Raw genomic sequence first — 21,689 nt, 5'->3', positions numbered from 1 at the left:
ATTTTTAAATAATTTAAGGCAAAACACGGCGTAATGTTGCGAAACATTTATCGCCTTTTTCATTGGCACAGAAATTAATAGTATGATCATTTTCCCATTTAATAAAATACTGAGACACCTCACCCGTTTGATCTACAATTTGCCCTGAACAGTCTATCTTGTTGTTGTCATACTTAATTTGTAAAACCAATGCGGGTAAACGCTCTTTATGATCTTCTGAAGGCTGATAGTCATATAGACCATAAGACCATTCTTGGTCACTCTTGATTACAACTTCATTCATTCCACGAAAGTTATAATACTCAACACACTTCTTATTATTAGCAATTTCCATCCCCCACAACCCCATGACTTCAGGGCGAGTCACAACCTTAATCGTATTAGCCTTAGCCACTTGCTGTGCTGTTACTGCTTTTTCATTTACGACCGTGTCTGCCATAGTCCATGTTGAGCAAGCGCATAATAATCCAATAATATAAATATTTTTCATAGATTTAATTAAATCGTAATCTAAACGGTGCAAGGCTTTAACTTAGCATATTTTTTAATAAAAACATGCTTTCATAACCATATAAACACAATATTTTTAGCATATCATTTATTTGATAGTTCTTCATTTTTTCAGGTATTCTGTTTTTCAACTGATACTTATGTTTACTTTATAACAATTGAGCTTCAAGGATGAAAGCAATGAAATTTTCTGAATATATTCAATATGATGGTTTAGGTTTAGCACAACTAGTCAAAAACAAAGAGGTTCATGCATCAGAGTTATTAGACGTCGCATTAGAACGAGCAGACAAAACCAATTCAAAACTAAATGCCGTCATTATTCCCATGTATGAACAAGCAAAACAACGTACACAGCAACAATCATCTGGTTTGTTTGCTGGCGTTCCTTTTCTAGTAAAAGACTTATTCCAAGAATATCAAGGTGTACCCACCTCTTATGGAAGCAATGCGCTAAAAAAAATCAATTATATACCTGACTTTAATGCTGAAATTGTTAATCGTTGGGAAAAAACAGGGATCATCACTTTTGGTCGTACCAATGTCCCTGAATTTGGGATAAAAGGAATTACCGAACCCGATGCTTGGGGCTCATGTCATAACCCTTGGAATTTAAAGCACAATAGTGGAGGTTCTTCGGGTGGTTCAGGCTCGGCTGTTGCAGGCGGTTTAGTGCCAATTGCAGGCGCAAGTGATGGTGGTGGATCTATTCGCATCCCCGCTTCATATTGCGGTTTATTTGGATTAAAGCCAAGTCGAGGGCGTACGCCATGGGGTCCACAATATAGTGAAGCAATGCATGGCGCTGCAATGCAACATGTCCTATCTAAAACAGTTCGCGATAGTGCTGCCATGCTTGATGCTGTCCAAGGCCCTGAACAAACTTCGCTTTTTAGAATAGAAGCACCTCAGCAAGATTATCTGGATGTGATTCAACACGCCCCTAAAAAACTAAGAATCGCATTTAACACCCAATCCCCAATTGGCACAAAAGTTTCAAAAGATGCCATTCAAGCTGTTCAACAAACCGCTAAATTGTTGGAGTCCTTGGGACATATTGTGATTGAAGACCAACCACAAATAAACGGTTTGGCATTGGCAAAAGATTTCGTGACAACTTGGTTTAGTCAGTTCTCGTATATGCGGACCCAAATCAAACAAATGTCAGGTGCAACAGATCGTGATTTTGAACTTGATTCAGTCGCATTGGCTGCTTTTGGCGCTAAAACAACAGCAACAGAATATATTCATACACTCAATAATTGGGGACTTTATAATACCCAAATGAACATTTTCTTTGAAAAATATGATCTGTATTTAACACCAACCACAGCTTCCGTTGCCCCCCAAAATGGTGAAATTGCCACACCTATTTGGCAAAAACCAATCTTAAAAGGATTATTAAAAGTCGGCAAAGCACACTATTTGACACAAGGTAAATTGGTTGAAAAAGTGGTACAAGAAAATTTAAGTTGGGTGCCTTTTACGCAATTAGCAAATATCACAGGCTTGCCTGCCATGTCTGTACCTTTATACTGGAATAAAAATGGCTTACCTTTAGGCAGTCAGTTTATTGCACCATTTGGACGTGAAGATCGATTGCTACAACTTGCTGCACAATTAGAACAAGCTCAGCCATGGATGCCACAATATAAAAATATCCAACTCTAATCTAGTTTCTAACTGCCGTTTCTACTTGATTCGGCAGCCACACCACTAAAACTAAGCCTAAAAGAACAACCACACTTGCACATAAAAAAATTGTTGCGCCAGACAAATCTTGCCAATAATGCCCTGCTAACAAACTACCAGATGCAACACCCAAGCCCCACATCGTACTATAAAGCGCTTGCCCCCGACCTTGTTGTTCCGCAGAAAAATTCTGGAAAATCACTTTCATTGCGATTAAATGAAACAAGCCAAAGCTAAAAGCATGTAAACATTGAGCAAACAACTGCCCTAGAAGATGTGTATTTAAAATACCGACCAAGAACCAACGTAAACTCGTGAGTATCAAACAAACAGCAACCAAAGTTCGCCAAGAGAAACGTGTAAAAAAAACTTTTTGTGCTATGGCAAACATTACAATTTCTGCAATGACACCTGTCGCCCATAAACTCCCTATTTGGGTAGTACTAAACCCAATGTCTTTTAGAAAGTTACTATAAAAGCTATAAAATGGAGCTTGCGAAAACAATAAAATAAATTCAATTGCAAAAAATGCTGCCACAGCAGGTCGTTTTAGAATAGGTAACAAAGGTTCTAATTTTTTCTGTGAACGTGGTGCATGTTCAGGTTCTTTAATTGTGAATGACCACAAAAATGCTAAAAAAGAAACTGCCAAAAGTAGAATTGGAAGCATTGAAATTGGAATAACTTCCAACAAAGCACCAATGATAAATACGCCTAATATAAAACCAACCGACCCCCACTTTCTTACTTTTCCATAGTGCTCAGCACGTTTTTCACCTAGCCAAAATAAAGTCACACCTTCAAACTGTGCCAAGATCGCATTCTGAAAAAAACTAAAAATGAGCATCAATAAGGCAACAGATTGAAAGCTATTGGGAATTACAAAAATTGCAAACCAAATACAAGCTTCCATCCATGTGGCAATGCGGACAAGTAGCATTCGCTTACCCGATTTATCTGCAATCCAACCCCAAATCAAAGGTGCAAAAAAACGAGTGATAATCGCAATAGAAGATAGAATACCTATCTCTTGATAATTGAAACCCTGATCTTGAAGATACAAGTTCCAATAAGGCATAAATGTTCCAACGATTGAATAGTAGAACAGGTAAAAGCCTGATAGTTTTACTGTGATTGTTAATGGTTGCATTGGTTTGCTTTGTCTTGCATTATCAAATAGTTGCATACAATTGCTTAGGAATGTTCCCTTTGCAGTTCACAAGCCTACAAGCTGAAGAAATAAATTTTTCGCATTTTTTTGTAGACTACTTGGAAAGTATCATACATCTTATTGAAAATAATATATTTAGTGTTGTGCTGAACTTGCACGATTTTGTTCAAAAAAATTAAGAAGGCTTATGATGCAATTCAATAAAGATTTTGGGAAAAGAAAATTGGTACTGCTTTCTGCTTTCTACCAAACCGCAGATGGTCTATGTCTCGCGATAGGTGCGTCATCTGCACCTCTTTGCACTACGAAACCGTCGTTGTTCACGCTTAGCTCTATATGAGTGAAAAGCTGGCTATTTAGCTTTAGGTAATCAAGATAGATCAGGTTAAATTCACTCTGAGGGAGCATTTTTAAATAGCCAAGCTTTTGAGAAAATTGCTGCTTATAAGCTTGATCGATAACACTACGGTCTGGGCATTGTCCCAAATGCTCATGATTTTCATACTTAATCTGAAATTCTAATAAACAGGCAATCCACTCCGCTGCATTCATACAGTGTGCTTCTTCTGCTTCACTTCCAGTCAATTGCCGTACAGTTACACCGACTTCTGATATTTCATGAATCCAACTTGACTGCTTTTTAAAGCAATTCGAAAAATCAGTATTTGTTAAAAAAAGTATTAGTCTGGTTTTGAACATACTTAATCATTAAAAAATAGCGTTCTTGCACTGTCATAAATAATGGCAATTGTGAATTACCTAAAGCATGAGCTAGAAATGAAGTAATTCGCTTCTCATTCAACTTATGATCAATACGCTCCATTTTGCATAGATTAAATTCAGCAAACTTATGTTTAAACACATCCCCAAAAAATGGATCAGCACTATAATTCACGAGTAACGTTGTTCTATTGGCATTTGCTGCCTAAACACCTGCTAATTGATCTGCCATAAAAAAAGCCCTATCTTGATAAGGCTATTTTTAATGAAATTGAATACTATTATTGGGTCTAGTTCAAAATGAAAACAAATTTATTAAACCTTTTTGAACTAGATGTTTAAATTTAAACCAAAAAAATTATTTATTGACTATCTCTTAACTAGCATCTTATGAATTATTTACTGTCAAAGATGACAGATAAATCAAAAAACAACTATCACATACTAACAGAGATACAACAAGGGTAACGCATAATCATGCGAAGTGGCTACGAAGAAGACGTAGTATACTTCAATAGTATGCAGAATTTTTTAGATGGAAAAATTGAGATATCTATCTGAGATTGTGAACACTCAGCTAAATTAGTTGTGGTAATCCCCCCTATAAACCATAAGATTATCGGAAAAAGTGCATCTATATAAATAAGTACATACATTAATTCGATTGAGTACTCATTATTTATTAAGAAAAATAAAAAACCAATTATTCATAGATGGATAATTAATCGATATTTCCACCATAAAATCCAAACAATAGTTAATCAAAAAGCTCGCTTAATATCATTCAATTATTATTTGAATAGACAACAATATTATTGTAAAAATACAGAAAGTTAGCACTATAAACCTTGACAAAACAAGCACATTACTACTACTTTCAACTATAGATGGGAATAATGGAAACCTCTTATTTTTAATCAACAAAAATATTACAAAATAAGAAATTACCAATAGAAATACAAAATCATACTCCAAACCTTTAAATATATAAAAGATAAGAAAAAATATTAGCATTAACAACCCTAAAATCATTAATAAATATTTTTTACCTTCGATTCAAAAATAAAAAAAACCTTCAACTTTAAATACATAATAAAAATCCAACATATTAAAAACTGTATCCATCAATTAAGGAAATATAGATCACTTTCAACCTTAATTTCCTTATGTTTGAATTCAAATGGATCTAAATTTACGCATTATTGATAATAAATTCAGCCTTTAAATTCTTAACTGATTAGCATTAGCGCCTTATTTACATTCTGTTTTTTCCAATCGGATTAATTACATTCATCAACAGCATCAATTCCAAATCCAACAGTCTTATCTACTACAGCCCCATTAATTTTTAATAAAATATGATAATTCATTTCTTTCCACAATTTGATTCAAGAACTCCTTAATATTATTCAAATTAACGCTTGACAACAGAACTAAATTTTTATCATAGAAACAATTGCTTCCAAAATAGTTAGCATTCTCCACACTATAGATTCTTCGCATATCATAAAAATTAAAAATATAAGAATCTTCAAAAATTGTGACATCAATTTCTAAGCATCCTTTAGCTTCATATTCCCAATCATAATCCTGAAAATCATCAGGTGAATTAATAGTATAATTTTCCATTAGTTTCATCTCACACATTTCATTTGAGAATACAAATACATATATTGCTCAGGAGTTAAAAAAGTTCCAAGAGTAGGAAGAATTTCAATTCGCTGCTTTAGCACCTCTATAGAAATCTATAGCTTTATCTGCAACTTTTTACAACAATCACAAAGCGATAAGGATTTCTAGCATGATCTCCTGAAAAGCTAATGCCAACATTCAGTCGATCAAATATATCTTTTGGTTTTGTGATAACGGCTTGGTTTCATGCCTGAATCTCAGTTGGTGTCAATAAAACAGAATTAACCAAGTTTTCCCCATATTCCCCTATATGTGGCTCATGCGTTGACTGTCCACAAGCTGACAAACCCACAACTGAAATAAATACAAAACCAATCACCATCATTCGATGTTTGAACTTTAAAAATTGCTTCATTTTTTCATCTTATTAAAAAAAACACCGACTGTTATATAATCAGCATCCAATGAATAACTACTCCCGACTATTTAACAACCGATACATCATAGGATGAAATGTCATATCTTTAACTTAACGTTTTAACGAACAGGTCGGACTTGTCTGAGTAAGCAACATATTTGTAGCCGCATTACAACTCAAATAAATACTTCCATCTTCTGCACAAATTCTTGCTGCATAGAATTGACCATTATTTTCAACCAGTTGTGTAGGTCTATCAGCATAACGCGCCATTCTTTGTAAAGCCACAAGTCGTTGTTTACACTCTGCAAAGGCAATCGTTGCTCTTTGGTACTCAGATTTTTGTGCGACAGCCGTTGTTTTATTACTGATTAGATCTTGAGTGTAAGCATTTTTTTCAGACACTCTCGCCTGTTCACGTTGCTGCTCTATTGAACGACAATTCCCCGCAAAGCCATCAGCCACAGAGCCAGTGCATGCTGTTCTTTGGGTTGCTTTTGCTGAACATGGTCGACTTTGATAAGTTGTTCCCTGACTCGTTACACACTTGTATAATTCTTCTGAAAATACAGGTGTACAAACAGTTAACAAGCCTAAAATATAAAAGAACTTAAGTATGATCTCTTTCACATCCCCTCCACATATTTAATTTATTGATATTTTTCTATGATATTAAAATTTAGGTGTTCACTTCAGTTTTCACATCACATTAATAGTAATAGTGATTAGGTTTTGCATGCAGAAATGCTGGAATTAGACCCGTGAGTGCAGCGCGAATATCTGCACGTTCATTAATCAATTGATGTGAACCTTCTTCTAACATCAATAACGTCTGCAATCTAAATTTACGGCGAATATATTCAATGTTATAACGCCAATCAACCGTTTGGTCGAGTGCGCCTTGAGCTAACCAAACAGGAATCCGACATGCTGGTCGTTGCTCCATCTCCAACATCCATTTTGACATTGCAAGAATCCAATCCATTCCCATCATTCGAGGTTGAAGTGGATCAGTTAAACGAATAAATCTCAAAAATTCAGGATTATGATTGTTCCGACGGAAATGTCGTGGCACTTGGCTTTTAATACGGCGAATAATTCCCAAACCAACAGAGTTGTGCCACCAAGCTGTTTTTGCAGGACGAATCAAGGGAGATAATAACAATACACGATCTACGATTGGATCTTCTCGACGTTCAGCAAACTCAAGTAAATGATGCATCCAAATCGCACCGCCTGTGCTTTGCCCTATCCCCAACCACGGTCTTGGTAATTGTTTTGCACTACGAACCACATCATAAACTGCATGTAACACTTGCTGATAATGATCAAAATTCTGAATACTGGCAGGAGAACCATTACTTAAACCATGTCCAGGAAGATCGTAAGTAACAACACTAAACCCTTGCTCAAGAATTTCTTTAATAATGGGCTGATAAATCCCACTATGCTCCAAATATCCATGCAACAAACACACAGTACCTTGAACTTTTGCTTGTGTCGGCCGAAAGACTTGTACATGCAAACGGAATAAAGGCATTTCTACATAGCCTTGCCAATGCTCACAATCAAGTAAATGTAAACCGTAAAGCTTTCGATATGCCTGTAAGGCTTTTGAAGGTTCTGTTAGTTTTGATAAATCAAGTGGCTCTAACAGTTGAGGTGTTGTTTCCCGATTTGGAATCGGTAAATCAAGTTGTTTTAAAATTGTCGGATTTAAAAAGGGAATATTAGACATATTATGGTATCTCTCGACAATCACTTGAACCAAACAGCGTATCACGAATCGTTGCAAGCATTTCATAGTTAGCACGACGACTATGATCATAGTTTTGCGCACTTGGCTGCCAATCGGTCAAGGTTGTTGGCATCGGCGCATTTACAGGCACTGTTTCAATTCCATTTAGTGCAAATAAACGTCTCGTGCGTGGCATATGATATTCATCCGTGATCAGAATGACTGTTGGCGCCCCACCTTTCTTTTGCAATAATAATGAACTAAACCGAGAATTTTCGCAGGTGTTCATACTTCTATTTTCAAGAAGTTTTGCTTCAATGCCTCGCTTTTTTAGCCAAGCTTGCATATAAGGCGCTTCTACACCGCTCAATACAATAGGTAGCGGATATTGCTTTTCAACCTGTAAAGTTTTTTCCAAACGTAAGCGTGTGTAGTTATTCACCACAATATCTTTGCCATTTGCACCAAGAGTCAAACCACCACCTAAAACTACAATTGCATAGGGCTGAGCAACGCCTTGAGATTCATTCACACCATCTTTATTTTTTTTCAACTCCACCAAATCTTTATTGGTTTCATATGTTTCATCCTGATCAACTGGCAATTCAACAGGATAAGTTTCTAAAAAAGCAACATACTTCCCCATTAATGCCTGATTATCAGGCGTATTCCATTGTAAGAACTCCATCGGAGTACTTGCTGCTACAGCAGAACTTTCTTGATCTTGTTCTGATTTCTCAGTCATTAATGGAATACTTGTGGGCTTATTTTCCTCTGTATTTTCACGCTCTTGCTCTTCAATAATAAGTTGCTGTAGCAATTTATAACGCGCTTGGATTAACCTTAAATCTTCAGGTTTTTCAGATTGAAAGGTTTTTTCCATTAATTTTAGATATGCTTGTCGAGCAATCCACAAATTAGAGCCAGGCTCTAAAGTTTCATGTTCACTCAATGCTGCTGGTTTCTGACTTTGAGCAGCAACTTCATTCACATCTACTGGAACAAAATGATTCAAACCTTTAACAACCAATTGAGAGTAAAATGGCGAATATAAAAAAAGTACAAAGCAGCCTACTGGTACAAATAATATGGTTATTATGCGTACCAAACCAACTATCCAACGTACTTTAGCCATAAAATTCCTCATGCATGATGAGCTTGGATCAAACCTTGTTCACTATATAACACAGGTTCAGGTTCTAACTGAACATTAAACTTTTGTTTTACATCACTTTGTACAGTTTGGTAGGTATTTTTTACATCCGCCAGTGTAGCATCTGCATAATTCACTAAAACCAATGCTTGTTTATGAAACATTCCAACTGCCCCCAATTGTTTACCTTTCCAGCCTGTTTGATCAATCAACCAACCTGCAGCCACTTTAACATTGCTATTTGCTTGTAGATAATGGGGAATGTTTGGAAATTGTTGAGCAATTTTGCCAAATTCTGCAGCTGTCAAAATTGGATTTTTAAAAAAGCTTCCAACATTTGGGTATTCTTTTGGATCTGGCAATTTACTTTGACGAATATGAATCACTTGATTTTGTAAATTTTCTGCCGTTTGATCATCACCAACAGCTTGCTTAAGATCACCATAACTCAGCTTCAAATCCGCTTTTTTTAATAGTTTGAAGGTGACACTGACGATGATATAGCGATTTGGATGATCCTTAAAAATACTATGTCGATAAGCAAAATGGCAATCCTGCGCTGAAATTGAGTCAAACTGTTTCAGTTCACGATCATAGACTTGTACAAATTCAATAAACTCACCCGCTTCAACACCATAAGCGCCAATATTTTGTACAGGAGATGCGCCGACTAAACCAGGAATCAAGGCAAGATTTTGTAAACCAAACCACTGCTGCTGTGTACTATACAAAACAAAATCATGCCAAACTTGACCAGCACCAACTTTGACTGTAATCGTGTCTTCGTCTTCAGCAAGTACATCAATGCCTTGAATGTTTAAATGCAAAACCAAAGCTTGAATATGTTGTGGCAACAGCACATTACTGCCACCAGATAAAATCAATACATTCAAATGGTGTTGTTCAGCAAACGCTAAAGCATCGATTACTTCACTTGGCTGATTGATCTGCACATAATGCGAAGCTATCGCATTTAGATTTAAGGTATTTAAGTTTTTAAGCTGAACCTGTTCTTGTACATGCATATTAAATTAAACCCGATTACCCTGCTTTCATCTGCTTTTTAAAAATATTGACCCATGCTTGGCTACTTGATTCACATTGATCAAGCACTCGATCAAAACCATCTGCCTCACCATAATAAGGGTCTGGAACTGCCTGCTGTGTAAAACGAGGATCATGTTCACTCATCAAAGCAATTTTGGCTCTTATCTGCCCAACACCAAATTGACGGACAGCTTTAGACATGAGTACCTGAATATTCTCAAAATTTTCATGATCCATCGCAAGAATCAGGTCAAACTCAACAAAATCATTTAAGCTAATTTGTCTTGCTCGTAAAGTAGATAAATCATAGCCACGCTTTATAGCATGCTTCTGACTACGTAAATCAGGTGCTTTGTTTGGGTGGTAATTACTTGTCCCTGCTGAATCGACAACAATATCAAGACCATGCGCATCACAATAATGTCTGAGAATTGCTTCTGCTGTTGGAGAACGGCAAATATTTCCTAAACAGACACATAACACCTTATACGGCGTTTTGGATGGCATAATCACCTCAAAATTACACTTTTTAAGAGTGTCTTATGTTAATTTATTTGGACAATGAAACCTATAGCCACATGATATAAAAATGTTGTATTTATTATGAAAAATAAGGATGTATGTATGAACCCATTTCAGTTTCAAACCGTTCCCAACATCATCGCAGGGCTAGGTTCTATACAAGAACTTAAAAATGTTTTAACTCAGAAAGACTATCATAAAGCCTTATTAGTTACTGATGCAGGTATGATCCAACATCAACTACACCTACCAATCTTAAAGATTTTAGAACAAATCAATCTTAAACATATTATTTATTCAGATATCCAAGCTGACCCACCTGAACACATTGTGTTAGAAGCTGTTGATTTTGCAAAACAAGAGAGAATTGATGTCATCATTGGTTTCGGTGGTGGCAGCTCGATGGATGTTGCTAAGATCATCGCCTTGCTTGCTCATCCCGAACAGCAGCAACATCTGAGTGAAATATATGGTGTTAATCAAGCCCAAGCACCTCGTTTGCCACTCATTTTAATTCCAACAACTGCTGGAACAGGCTCAGAAGTCACCCCGATCTCGATTGTAACCACTGGCGCAACCACAAAAATGGGCGTGGTTTCTCCAATTCTATATGCAGATGTGGCAATTTTAGATGCAACATTTACGCAAGGCTTACCTGCTCATATCACAGCGGCAACAGGTATTGATGCAATGGTTCATGCCATAGAAGCCTATACTTCCAATATCAAAAAGAACTTTTATGCAGATATATTGGCTAAAAATGCACTGAAATTATTGAATCATAATTTAGCAAAAGTATTAAAAAATGGAGCTGATCTAGAAGCACGCCAAAATATGTTGGTCGGCTCCATGTTGGCGGGTCAAGCATTTGCGAATGCACCCGTGGGTGCTGTCCATGCGCTCGCTTATCCACTAGGTGGGCATTTCCATCTTTCACATGGACATACCAATGCTTTGGTACTTGTGGAGGTGTTAAAATTTAATGCCCCGAAAGCCAAGCAATATTATGCAGAACTCATGCAGCTGTTAGATCCACGTAGTACAGGCTGTACGGATGGTCTGTGTGATCTATTTATTGATCATATGCAAAACCATTTAGATCAGAGTGGTTTAACCCTAAAGTTAAAGGACTTAGATATTCCTGAAGCAAAACTTCCTCAACTCGCAAAGGATGCCTTGCTACAAACCCGACTCTTGCAAAATAATCCAAGAGAACTAACCGAACAAGATGCGTTACAGATTTATCAGGCGATTTATGCATGACCAAACCTATTTTAAAAACACGAGAACAATTTAAGTTTCTCTTCCCGATCCAAACTCGTTGGGCAGATAATGATATTTATGGTCATGTGAATAACGTGACCTACTATAGCTATTTTGATACTGCGGCAAACTCATTACTGATTCAAAAAACTGGTTTTGATATTCACAATAGTGAAATTATCGGGTTAGTCGTAGATTCAGCTTGTAGCTTCTTACAAGAGTTGTCATTTCCTGAAACAGTTGAAGTTGGCGTTGCGATTGGAAGAATCGGCAACTCCTCACTTAGATATGAACTAGCAATTTTTAAACAAGATCAATTTGAAGCGGCAGCACAAGGGCATTTTGTTCATGTGTTTGTAGATCGTGAAAATCGAAAAAGTACAGCAATTCCTGAAAACATGCGAAATATTTTACAAGAATATCTTTTATCATCTTGTTAAAAAACATGCCGACATGATTACAATAACCATGTCGGCATATTTTTAACGTTACTTTTTAGATATGTGGCAATACATACGGCACGATATCTTGGAAAGTACGCCCATGCACATTTTCACCAATCGCATGCATTTTCCATGCGTCATTATGGCGATAGATTTTCGCAATAATTAGACCTGTATGACCGCCTTGTGAAGACAATTTGTAACTCGCAATTTGTTGATTGCTTGCTTGATCAACCAAACGACAGAATGCATTTTCTACTTTTTCAAAAGTTTGACCACGGAAACTACTCACCGTAAAAACCAATGATTTCACTTGACTTGGCACTTGCGTCAGATTCACACGAATGATTTCATCATCGCCCTCACCCGCACCTGTGAGGTTATCGCCAGAATGGGTAATACTGCCATCCTTACTGCGTAATTGCCCAAAATAGACAACATCGACAACTTGTTTATTCTCATCAAACAAAATAACTGAGGCATCAAGGTCAATATCTGCACTACCACCACCAAAACCTAAAAAGCCTTTACTCTTGGCAACATCCCAACCAACACCAAGAAAAATTTGTTGTAAGCTGCTACCATCTGCTTTTTGCAAATTGATTTTTTGCCCTTTTTCTAAATTAATCGCCATCATTAAGTCCTCTTTGTTAAATAAATGTTTTAAATGATTTTTCGTTGTAAAAATTACTGATTTGAACGTGGACTCAATTTACTCTGTAACCATGCAAGAAGGTTTTGGCGATTACGTGAACAAATGACAACTTTGCCCTTACCTGAAAAACGTAACACCATGCCCTCACCACTCATGACACTATTCATCAAATTACCTAAGAGTCCACTACTCTGTGAGGTAGAAACAGATAAACTGTAATTTAGGCGTGAATCCCAACATACGACATGACCATTATCAATTACAATCTCTTTATTTGGCTCAACCTCAATTTCAAATAATGTACCGCAACCTGCAACAACCACCTGACCTTGTCCACTGGTTTCCATAACGAGAAAACCACCCGTATTTCCAAAGAAAGCACCACCAAGACTACTATTTAGACGTGCTTTGATCTCCACCGAATTATGTGCTGCTACGAAGGCACCATCACTTAATATATATTGCGTTGCGCCAACATCAAGAATTTGCATATCACCATCTAATGCTGCGGAAAGTAAACAATCCCCATCTCCGCGCACTGCTTCTATATGTTGTTGAAATAATGATTCATCATTAGCAAAACGGCGCAATAAGGACTGCATTAAACCACCTTGCAAACGCCCTTTGAGTTCCAATGGGTCTTCCATCATCACCATTGCATTACTTTCGCAATAAATCTTATCACCACGGCGCATCGCAACATGTAAGAATGGTTCTGGTGAACCGACCAAACTAAATTGAGCCATATTATCTAATCCTTAATTCTCAATAATCTGATGTTGTTTTGCAGCTTTCAACCAATCAGGAAATTCTTCTAACAGCAATTCATATAAACGATCATCAGAAACGCTGTCTATTCGATCTAAACTAAAAAAATTACAGTTATCAACCACTCGCCCTTTTAGATCATCTAATTTTTCTAATGCCCCATAATCTCGCCCACCAATGCCAACAAACTGCCAGAAAATTGGCAATTTTGCAGCTTGGGTTAAGATTTTTTGCATTTCTCTTCGGCTGCCTACACCACCATCCGAAACAAAGAGTACAAAAGTGGGAATCTTATCTGTGAATTTTTGATAATAATCAATGACTGCCTCAATGGCTGGAATCTCTTGATTGAAACGAGCGCCAACTTGCCAATTTTTCCAGCCTCGTTGGGTCGTATTAATGAAGTCATTTACATTGCTCAGAGTAACTTCATCTAGCTGTGTTGTTTTAGCTGCAAATGCCCAACACTCAAAGCTCCCATCATTATCAAAATGGATCGCTAAAGGCATTAAACGATTCACGACTTTCTGAACATCACCACGGCGATATTGTCCATCCATCGAACCAGATGCATCTAAAACCAAGGCAACACGCGCCGTTATTCCCAATAAATTTTTCTTTTCTAACTGAACCAACGATTTTTTGGTCAGGTCAATAATTGAAGCATTGCCTGTTTTTTCTGCTTTTTCTAAAGACAATTTTTTCTTTAAATCAATCTTGGATAATGGTGGTGGGGTGACTTGAGGAACAGCTTCTTCTGCCACTTCACCACCAAAATGTTGAATCAATGCAGCTAAACCCGCACTAAAACCCTGCCCATTGGCAGCTAATCGCCAAATATTATCTTTGCGATAAATTTCGATCAGCATTGCAGCACGTTCCTGATCAAACATATGACCATCAAGCCTAAACTCAGCAATGACTTGCTGCTGTAAATTCAGGACTTGGACTAAGATATGTTGTGTCTGTGACATCACTGCCTGACCATCAATAGCAATGGTCATCACTAAATGCTGAATCGTCGGCGGTAATTTTGTTAAATCAATCGAAAAACGACTAGACTGAGCTTGATTATCCGTTAGTTGCACTGCTTGACATGGTGTTTTAGGCTGATTATAGAACGTCATATAACGTTCATCGCTTAATTTATATGCTGGATCTAATCCAAAACTAGCGATATCTAAAGCGAAATTGGCTTGATATTGAATGTGAATATAAAAAGAACTTTGTCCTTGTAAAAGATCATCTAATTTAATTTTTTGTCCACGAATTAAACTCAGCATATGACACAATTGCCTATTTTTTCATTTATATTTTATAGTAATGATCAGAAGACGATACCGAAGTATCATCCTCTGATATGGGATCAATTATACAGCTACACCAAAAGATGCTGCTAAAGGTCCTAAACCACCTGCAAAACCTTGACCAATGGCACGGAATTTCCATTCGCTACCATTTTTATATAGTTCACCAAAAATCATTGCTGTTTCTGTGCTGCTATCTTCAGATAAGTCATAACGTGCGATTTCACTACCGCCTGCGTCATTACAGACACGGATATAAGCATTCGCAACCTGACCAAAGTTTTGGTTACGCCCTTGACCATCATAAATAGTCACTGCAAAAATCACTTTAGCAACATCCGCTGGGACTTTACTTAAATCAACACTCAGTGTCTCATCATCGCCTGCGCCTTCGCCAGTACGGTTGTCACCATTGTGTACGACTGAACCATCAGATGATTTTAAGTTATTAAAGAAAATAAAATCATTATCAGCACGTACTTTACCGCTTTCAGTGACAAGAAATGCAATCGCATCTAAGTCAAATGCTTGACCATCAGTTACACGAGGATTCCAACCCAAACCTACTGTCGTTTTGGTAATTCCAGGGGCTTCTTTTGTTAAGCTAACATTTCCGCCTTTGGTTAGACTAATTGCCATTGAAGTGTACTCCTTATTCTACTGTTCAAATAAATATTGATTCTCATTTGATATAACAGATTTTCTCTACTATATCTATATATTTTATGAAGATTTTGCTTGTCGCTTCTCATAAGCAATCGATGAAAAAATTGCCCAGATAATGAAAGCGACACCAATCAATCCTGTCACAACTTCAGGAACATGACCACCTGTACCTGTATAAAGCATAATTGCAGCAAGAATACCAATCGCATACATTGCGCCATGCTCTAAAAATACAAATGCTTCTAATGTGCCTTTCTCAACCAAATAAATCGTCATCGAACGGACAAACATTGCTCCAATTGCCAAACCAAGCATAATCACCACAACATCTGTAGTAATTGCGAATGCACCAATAACACCATCAAAACTAAATGATGCATCAAGCACTTCTAAGTAAAGAAATCCACCAATACCTGCTTTTACAATCGTACTAGATGCGCCTGATGCTTTTGATTCATCCTGACTTTCATCACTTTCTTCTGTCTGACTACTTTCGAGTAGATGTCCTAATGCCTGAACACCAACGTATACGACAATCCCCCAAATACCAGCTAAAGTCACCACCAGTTTAGTTTCCATATCCACTAAACTCACCATAATCAGCAATGCAATCATGGCAACAAATACAGACATTGCTGGAACATTGGCAAGATTCGCTAGTCGTGATTCCAACCAGTGAAACCAATGCGTATCTTTTCCATCATCAAATAAGAAATTCAAGAAAACAAGCAATAAGAACATTCCACCAAAAGCTGCAATTTCAGCATGGTGTGCAAGCAATTTTTCTGAATAATGAACTGGGTCATTGAGTGCCATTTTAACAACATCAACCATTCCCATATCTGCTGTGATTGCAACAATCACAATTGGGAAAATTAAACGCATCCCAAATACAGCAATCAGAATGCCGACCGTTAAAAATATCTTTTTCCAGAACTCATCCCAATGACGCAAGATTGAAGCATTCACCACCGCATTATCAAAAGATAGAGAAACCTCCATCACTGCTAAAATTGCAGTAATTAATAAAACGCGAAGCATGGTTTGAATACCTGCCTCTGGTCCATGGCTGAATCCCCACCAAGCGGATAACGCTAAGCAGATTACCGTGAAAATAATTGAGAAACGAAAATGTTTCATTGTGTCCCTTTTGATAAAAATCTTATCGTCATGATTTAAAAATTAAACTTAACCGACTTGAATACCATATTGTTGGCACATTGCAGCAAGTCCGCCAGTATAGCCTTGACCAACTGCCTTAAATTTCCACTCACCGTTATGGCGATAAACTTCGCCAAAAACCATTGCTGTTTCAGTTGAATAGTCTTCTGCTAAATCAAAACGAACCACTTCAACATTGGTGTCTTGATTTACGACACGAATAAAAGCATTCGCAATCTGACCAAAATTTTGTCCACGTGCATGTGCATCATGAATCGTTACAGTAATTGCGATTTTCTCAATTTCAGGCGACACTTTCGATAAATCAACCAATAATGTTTCATCATCGCCATCCCCCTGACCAGAACGGTTATCACCTGTATGTTCAACTGAATGATCTTGTGATTTAAGTTGATTATAAAAAATAAAATCATGATCACCACGAACTTTACCCGTCGCAGTTAATAGGAATGCACTCGCATCCAAATCGAATGCTGCTCCATCTGTTGCACGCTCGTCCCAACCCAAGCCAATTAAGATACGAACTAAATTAGGATCTGTTTTACTGAGGGAAAGATTTCCCCCTTTATTTAAACTAATTGCCATTTTGTATGTTCTCCTCGATAAAATTTATAATTAATGTCTTCATTACTTAAACATAGATATAAGATTAATTTCTATAAAAGCATTTTTACTCAATATTCAAGTTAGATCTTACTTTTATTTACTGCCAGCAACCCAGCGCAATCCAAAATTAAACGCCAGATCAAGTTCTTTATGTCCTTTAACATATTGAACATGTCGTCGCACTTCAATATTACCTTTTTGATTCACTAATTCAACAATTCCACACATGCCGAATGGTTGCCCTTCAATCAAACGAATCTCAATCGGTGGCTGTTCAGGTACATAAATGGCCACAACAGCATCTGTTTCAGCCCAATTTGGAACACCTTGATAAATAAATGCGAAAATCACAACCCTATGAATCTGATCCCAGTTTTTCCCATTGATTCTCAACCATTCCCCACCTTGCAATGCTCCTGTACGATCATCACCAGACAATTCAATGAATGGAAAGGTATGGAAGTTTCCAAAACAGTCTCCTAAAGCCTGTATCACTGACCTCGTTCCATCTTGCATCTCAAAGAGACAACCCAAATCTAGATCAACACTTTTGCCATGATTGAGCATTTTGTCAAAAAAGCTATTTTGTTTTGTCGCTGTTTTTTGATTCCAATTCAGATTAATTTTAATTTCACCAAAAGCCTGATCTTTTTTTGTTAGATTAATTTTATTGTTTTGTTTATCTAAACTAATCTTACTTAAACTTAACTTCTCAGGTTTTGGCGGTACTGGAGCAGTTTGAACAGCAGGCGGTGTATCACTAATCTCTACACCAAAGTATTCTGACAATGGTTTTAATCCACCATTAAAACCTTGATTCACAAAACGGAATTTCCACAATTCTTTATAGCGATAAACTTCTGCCAAGATTAAGGCTTTCTCCGTTTTTTCTGCACTTTTAATCATTGCAGTGGCAGACAACTGACCATTTTCCCACAACTCAATCTGAATATCCTGAACTGCATTGATCGTCAGGTTGCCATCAATTGCAGCACAAAATGAAACTTTGCTGATTTCAGCTTCCAACAATTGGGTATTGACATTAAATTGGGCTAAGTAAGGCGTCTTATGCGTGGATTCTAGTAATTCCACACTACGATTTAGCGTTTGCTTTTGTCCATAAAAAATCATGTCCGCATCGCCGCGCACCTTAGCTTGGGCATTAAGAATATATGCACTCATATCCAAACTTATTTGTTCGGGCATCGCCGTCTTTATTTTTATTTGAAACTGGGGCTGTGTTAAAGCTAAATTCGCCCCAGTAATGAGTTGTTGCATTGCGATACCCTCGTTTATATTATTTGGATTTGTTTTAAATGAAATTTAATTATTTTTACATCATAGCGACAATTAGATTTTTAAACCAAAAACTTTAGCTCGCTCTAAAATTCGCTCTGCCCAATGTTTATGTGTGGCAGGTTCAAGCATTGAACCATGACATGCAAAAACTGCCTGTGCATCGTGATTTAAAATATCTTGTGCTTGTTTCAATTCAATTTCATTGACTTGAAATGCTTGATGCACAATTGGAATTTGTGCTGGATGAATAATGGTTTTACCAGATAAACCATGCTGAATATCTAAGTACAATTCATCTTGTAATAATTTAACTTGGCTAAAGTGTTCACAAACTGGCGCACTTAAAGAAAAGCCATACGGCAAAAACTGCCCAGCTAAATTCGATATTAAAGCCCCGATTGGCGTTTGATATAGAGTCATATCATTTGGACGACGTAATGCCAAACAGTTTAATAAATCATTACCACCTATTCTCAATACCAATACAGGATGGAATTGTTGTTGTAAAGCTTGTCTTAATTCCTTCATTGCCCCCATATCAAATGTGTCAGGTGTTTCTAGGGTCGGCATGAGTTTTAAATCAGATGATAAAATAGCATGCCATTGATTCAAATTAGATAAGCCAAATTTAGGTAAAACCATACCATCTAATAACGGAATCTCTGCCCATTGCATCAGTTCTTCTGCCATCTCCAAATGACGAGGACGAATAAATAACTGTGGATGCTGTGAGTTTCTTTGATTCTGTTGTAAATGTTGCAATAATTTTTTTAAATTCTCTTTCGCAAATTCAACATCATGCTCGACCACGGCATCTTCTAAACATAATACAACTGAACGTAATTCAGGATATTTTTCACCGTTGACCACTTGCCACAAATCTGGTCGCGTGGCTGGCATATATAACGTTGCCCCCAATGACAATGCAGATAACATATTAGTTTTTCCCTAATTTTTGAATTAATGTAATGGCACGATAGGGTGCAATTTGATCACCAACGACTTTGGTCGGTGTCTGGGTAATATCAGTAAGATGACGTAATAAAGCAGTATCAGCATCATCGGCATCTCGTAATAACACCAAATCAGGCACACGGCGCAAAATTGCACGTGTTGCTTCTGCAATACTCGGCTTAATTCGATTTAAGTTGGTGATCTGATATTGCTGTGCCAAGTCTTGAATCACTTGCTGGCTTTGTTGGTGCTGTTGTTGCCGTTGTGTCTCTGTCCAAACTGCATTCGGTTGAACTGCACATTGACGGCGGATTTGGTTAATTTTTTCAATAAATTGTTGTGATTGATCAAACTTTTCTAGCTGAGTATATTCAATACAACTATGCCATTGGTCAATATTTTGCGCATTAATCTCTTCAGCTTTCAGAGGTTCACCTTCACAAATCGTTCGCGAAATTAAACCTGAAATTGTTGAACCCAACACTCCTGACGGAATCAACCAATCATCACCACTTGCAGCCAACCATGCACAGCCCCCAATATCAGACAATACAACCAAAGGCAGTGGTCGATTGGCAAAACGAGGGTCATCTCCCAAACTACGCTGTAATTCTTGTCGAATTGCACCTTTGCCTGTCCAACCATCCACAAAAACAATGGATTGATGTCCATGTTTGGCAATAATGGTTTCTAAGGCTGCAAAATCAATCCCGCGATCACGAAGAATACTCACCCCATAATGAATACAAGGACGATCTAAATCTTGTAAAGCATGGTAAAGCAACACACCTAAGGGTACACCTGCACGAACAAAACTCACCAACACGATTGGCTCAACAAATTGCGTTGCTAAGGTTTGCGCCAACTGTTGTACATTCTCTGCCAAACGTTGCTGCCCTTGTTGCAAAGCATTTTCATACAGTGCTAAATGACGTTCAGAGGGTGCGTGTTCCTGACTAATCATTTGAGAATAGTGTTTTTTCCCAGACTGAATTAAATGCTCTTTCTCTACGGTATCCGTCGCCTGAATATGAGTACGGCGCAATAAAAAGGTCACTTGTTCAGGTAAATAACTGCCACTAAACCCTTGTTTTGAAATCAGTGCATCGGCTTGTTGCTTATTGATAATCGCCATAATACCCTTCTTGTACATATTGTTGCGCCAAGTTATGTTTGACCCAACGATTCAATTGGCTATGATTTGGCATGCCCCACCAATCGCATAAATTTAAAAATTCAACATCAGATAAACTATCACCAAAACCTAAAATGCTACGTTGCGGCACATCAAGTTGCTGTAATAAGAATTTTGCAGCATTGGCTTTACTGACAGGTTTGGGGATAAACGCCAAATTATTACCATTCAAATGAAAATAAAATCCATCTAATAATTCATCACTCAAACTATTTAATAGTTCTGGTAAAAAATTCGGCGCATATGGATTGTCATTTTCAGTATTTTGCTTGGCAACAAGATATAGACCCAAACCTTGTTCTTCAACGATCCATGTCCGAATTGAGCCGAAGTCAACTGCTTGTTGTATAACTTGCATCAAAGCCTGCAACCGCGCTTTATAAGGCAGTAAAACCTGTTGCATCTGTAAATGCCAATCTTGGTTAATTGACAGATCGGCATTTAAAACAGTTCCACCATGAGAACATACCGCGCCATACTGAAATGGCAAATGGACGCGAGACAGTGCTTCCGCACTACGTGCAGTTACAGGAATCACATGCGTACTTTGTAATAACCATTGCACAAAATGTTGTTGTACAGGGTTCATATACGCCAAAGCTTGCCCTTGTTTATCGGTCGTTGCCATTTTGAAGTCGGGTTGAGGCGTAATTCGTCGATGGGTTTGAAATAAAGTATCATCCAAATCAACCAACATAATTGGAGCTAAAACGGGAGTTGAACTTAATAAAAAATCAGTCATAAAAAC

At 37.3% G+C, this 21,689-nt stretch carries 22 protein-coding genes and 1 pseudogene; 3 read left to right on the top strand and 20 right to left on the bottom strand.

Annotation, left to right across the window (positions count from 1 at the left end; all coding sequences use genetic code 11):
• Positions 1–13 precede the first annotated feature (13 nt).
• Positions 14–490 carry a hypothetical protein gene (locus MMP60_RS11070; protein WP_241336310.1) on the bottom strand — a complete coding sequence of 159 codons (477 nt, stop codon included), beginning with the start codon at positions 488–490 and terminating at the stop codon, positions 14–16.
• Between the two features lie 200 nt (positions 491–690).
• Here MMP60_RS11070 and MMP60_RS11065 point away from each other — a divergent pair, with 200 nt between their 5' ends.
• Positions 691–2,181: an amidase family protein gene (locus tag MMP60_RS11065; RefSeq protein ID WP_241336309.1), complete on the top strand. Its 1,491-nt coding sequence runs from the start codon at positions 691–693 to the stop codon at positions 2,179–2,181.
• A 1-nt stretch (position 2,182) separates the two neighbouring features.
• On the opposite strand, the gene MMP60_RS11060 is transcribed toward MMP60_RS11065, so the two are convergent.
• From MMP60_RS11060 to MMP60_RS11020, 9 genes and pseudogenes are all read right to left on the bottom strand, one after another.
• Positions 2,183–3,352 (bottom strand): MFS transporter, encoded by a 1,170-nt coding sequence (locus MMP60_RS11060; RefSeq protein ID WP_241336405.1) that lies wholly within the window; start codon positions 3,350–3,352, stop codon positions 2,183–2,185.
• Between the two features lie 264 nt (positions 3,353–3,616).
• Complete coding sequence (locus MMP60_RS11055; protein ID WP_241336308.1) at positions 3,617–4,072, bottom strand: hypothetical protein; 456 nt, start codon at positions 4,070–4,072, stop codon at positions 3,617–3,619.
• A 1,362-nt stretch (positions 4,073–5,434) separates the two neighbouring features.
• Positions 5,435–5,722, bottom strand: coding sequence for a hypothetical protein (locus MMP60_RS11050; protein WP_016660247.1), 288 nt, complete (start codon positions 5,720–5,722; stop codon positions 5,435–5,437).
• Positions 5,723–5,858: 136 nt separating this feature from the next.
• Positions 5,859–6,140: pseudogene (locus MMP60_RS11045) on the bottom strand (hypothetical protein); the annotation flags it as partial.
• 114 nt (positions 6,141–6,254) lie between these two features.
• Positions 6,255–6,773: a DUF4124 domain-containing protein gene (locus tag MMP60_RS11040; protein ID WP_241336307.1), complete on the bottom strand. Its 519-nt coding sequence runs from the start codon at positions 6,771–6,773 to the stop codon at positions 6,255–6,257.
• Positions 6,774–6,852: 79 nt separating this feature from the next.
• Positions 6,853–7,881, bottom strand: coding sequence for an alpha/beta hydrolase (locus MMP60_RS11035; protein WP_241336306.1), 1,029 nt, complete (start codon positions 7,879–7,881; stop codon positions 6,853–6,855).
• 1 nt (position 7,882) lies between these two features.
• Positions 7,883–9,016, bottom strand: coding sequence for a YdcF family protein (locus MMP60_RS11030; protein WP_241336305.1), 1,134 nt, complete (start codon positions 9,014–9,016; stop codon positions 7,883–7,885).
• Between the two features lie 8 nt (positions 9,017–9,024).
• A complete protein-coding gene (gene murB, locus MMP60_RS11025; protein ID WP_241336304.1) occupies positions 9,025–10,059 on the bottom strand; it encodes a UDP-N-acetylmuramate dehydrogenase in 1,035 nt (344 codons plus the stop codon).
• Between the two features lie 16 nt (positions 10,060–10,075).
• On the bottom strand, positions 10,076–10,588 hold the full coding sequence (locus tag MMP60_RS11020; protein WP_241336303.1) for a low molecular weight phosphotyrosine protein phosphatase: 513 nt from the start codon (positions 10,586–10,588) through the stop codon (positions 10,076–10,078).
• 117 nt (positions 10,589–10,705) lie between these two features.
• Between MMP60_RS11020 and MMP60_RS11015 the strand changes: the two genes are divergently transcribed.
• Positions 10,706–11,866, top strand: coding sequence for an iron-containing alcohol dehydrogenase (locus tag MMP60_RS11015; RefSeq protein WP_241336302.1), 1,161 nt, complete (start codon positions 10,706–10,708; stop codon positions 11,864–11,866).
• Entirely contained in the window at positions 11,863–12,306 is a 444-nt protein-coding gene (locus tag MMP60_RS11010) for a thioesterase family protein (protein ID WP_241336301.1), read from the top strand. Before MMP60_RS11015 ends, MMP60_RS11010 begins: the two co-directional genes overlap by 4 nt.
• Positions 12,307–12,361: 55 nt before the next feature.
• Here the strand turns inward: MMP60_RS11010 and MMP60_RS11005 are convergent, their stop codons facing one another.
• From MMP60_RS11005 to MMP60_RS10960, 10 genes are all read right to left on the bottom strand, one after another.
• Complete coding sequence (locus MMP60_RS11005) at positions 12,362–12,943, bottom strand: TerD family protein (RefSeq protein WP_241336300.1); 582 nt, start codon at positions 12,941–12,943, stop codon at positions 12,362–12,364.
• Positions 12,944–12,996: 53 nt separating this feature from the next.
• Positions 12,997–13,710, bottom strand: a complete 714-nt coding sequence (locus MMP60_RS11000) for a TIGR00266 family protein (protein ID WP_241336299.1) — start codon at positions 13,708–13,710, stop codon at positions 12,997–12,999.
• A 12-nt stretch (positions 13,711–13,722) separates the two neighbouring features.
• On the bottom strand, positions 13,723–15,015 hold the full coding sequence (locus tag MMP60_RS10995; RefSeq protein ID WP_241336298.1) for a VWA domain-containing protein: 1,293 nt from the start codon (positions 15,013–15,015) through the stop codon (positions 13,723–13,725).
• Positions 15,016–15,102: 87 nt separating this feature from the next.
• A complete protein-coding gene (locus tag MMP60_RS10990; protein WP_018678204.1) occupies positions 15,103–15,678 on the bottom strand; it encodes a TerD family protein in 576 nt (191 codons plus the stop codon).
• A gap of 84 nt (positions 15,679–15,762) precedes the next feature.
• Positions 15,763–16,845, bottom strand: coding sequence for a DUF475 domain-containing protein (locus MMP60_RS10985; protein ID WP_241336297.1), 1,083 nt, complete (start codon positions 16,843–16,845; stop codon positions 15,763–15,765).
• A 48-nt stretch (positions 16,846–16,893) separates the two neighbouring features.
• Entirely contained in the window at positions 16,894–17,472 is a 579-nt protein-coding gene (locus MMP60_RS10980) for a TerD family protein (protein WP_241336296.1), read from the bottom strand.
• Between the two features lie 114 nt (positions 17,473–17,586).
• Positions 17,587–18,771: a TerD family protein gene (locus MMP60_RS10975; protein WP_241336295.1), complete on the bottom strand. Its 1,185-nt coding sequence runs from the start codon at positions 18,769–18,771 to the stop codon at positions 17,587–17,589.
• A 72-nt stretch (positions 18,772–18,843) separates the two neighbouring features.
• The gene (locus tag MMP60_RS10970) at positions 18,844–19,728 is read right to left on the bottom strand and encodes an HpcH/HpaI aldolase/citrate lyase family protein (protein WP_241336294.1); all 885 of its coding nucleotides are present in this window, start codon (positions 19,726–19,728) and stop codon (positions 18,844–18,846) included.
• A 1-nt stretch (position 19,729) separates the two neighbouring features.
• Positions 19,730–20,881: a cysteine protease StiP gene (stiP, locus tag MMP60_RS10965; protein ID WP_241336293.1), complete on the bottom strand. Its 1,152-nt coding sequence runs from the start codon at positions 20,879–20,881 to the stop codon at positions 19,730–19,732.
• Positions 20,865–21,683, bottom strand: coding sequence for an HAD hydrolase family protein (locus MMP60_RS10960; protein ID WP_241336292.1), 819 nt, complete (start codon positions 21,681–21,683; stop codon positions 20,865–20,867). Before MMP60_RS10960 ends, stiP begins: the two co-directional genes overlap by 17 nt.
• Positions 21,684–21,689: the final 6 nt, after the last annotated feature.

The sequence above is a fragment of the Acinetobacter sp. ANC 4805 genome (assembly GCF_022549495.1).
Classification (GTDB): Bacteria; Pseudomonadota; Gammaproteobacteria; order Pseudomonadales; family Moraxellaceae; genus Acinetobacter.
The sequence above is the reverse complement of the archived record's forward strand: the minus strand, read 5'-3'. Positions and strand labels throughout refer to the sequence as shown.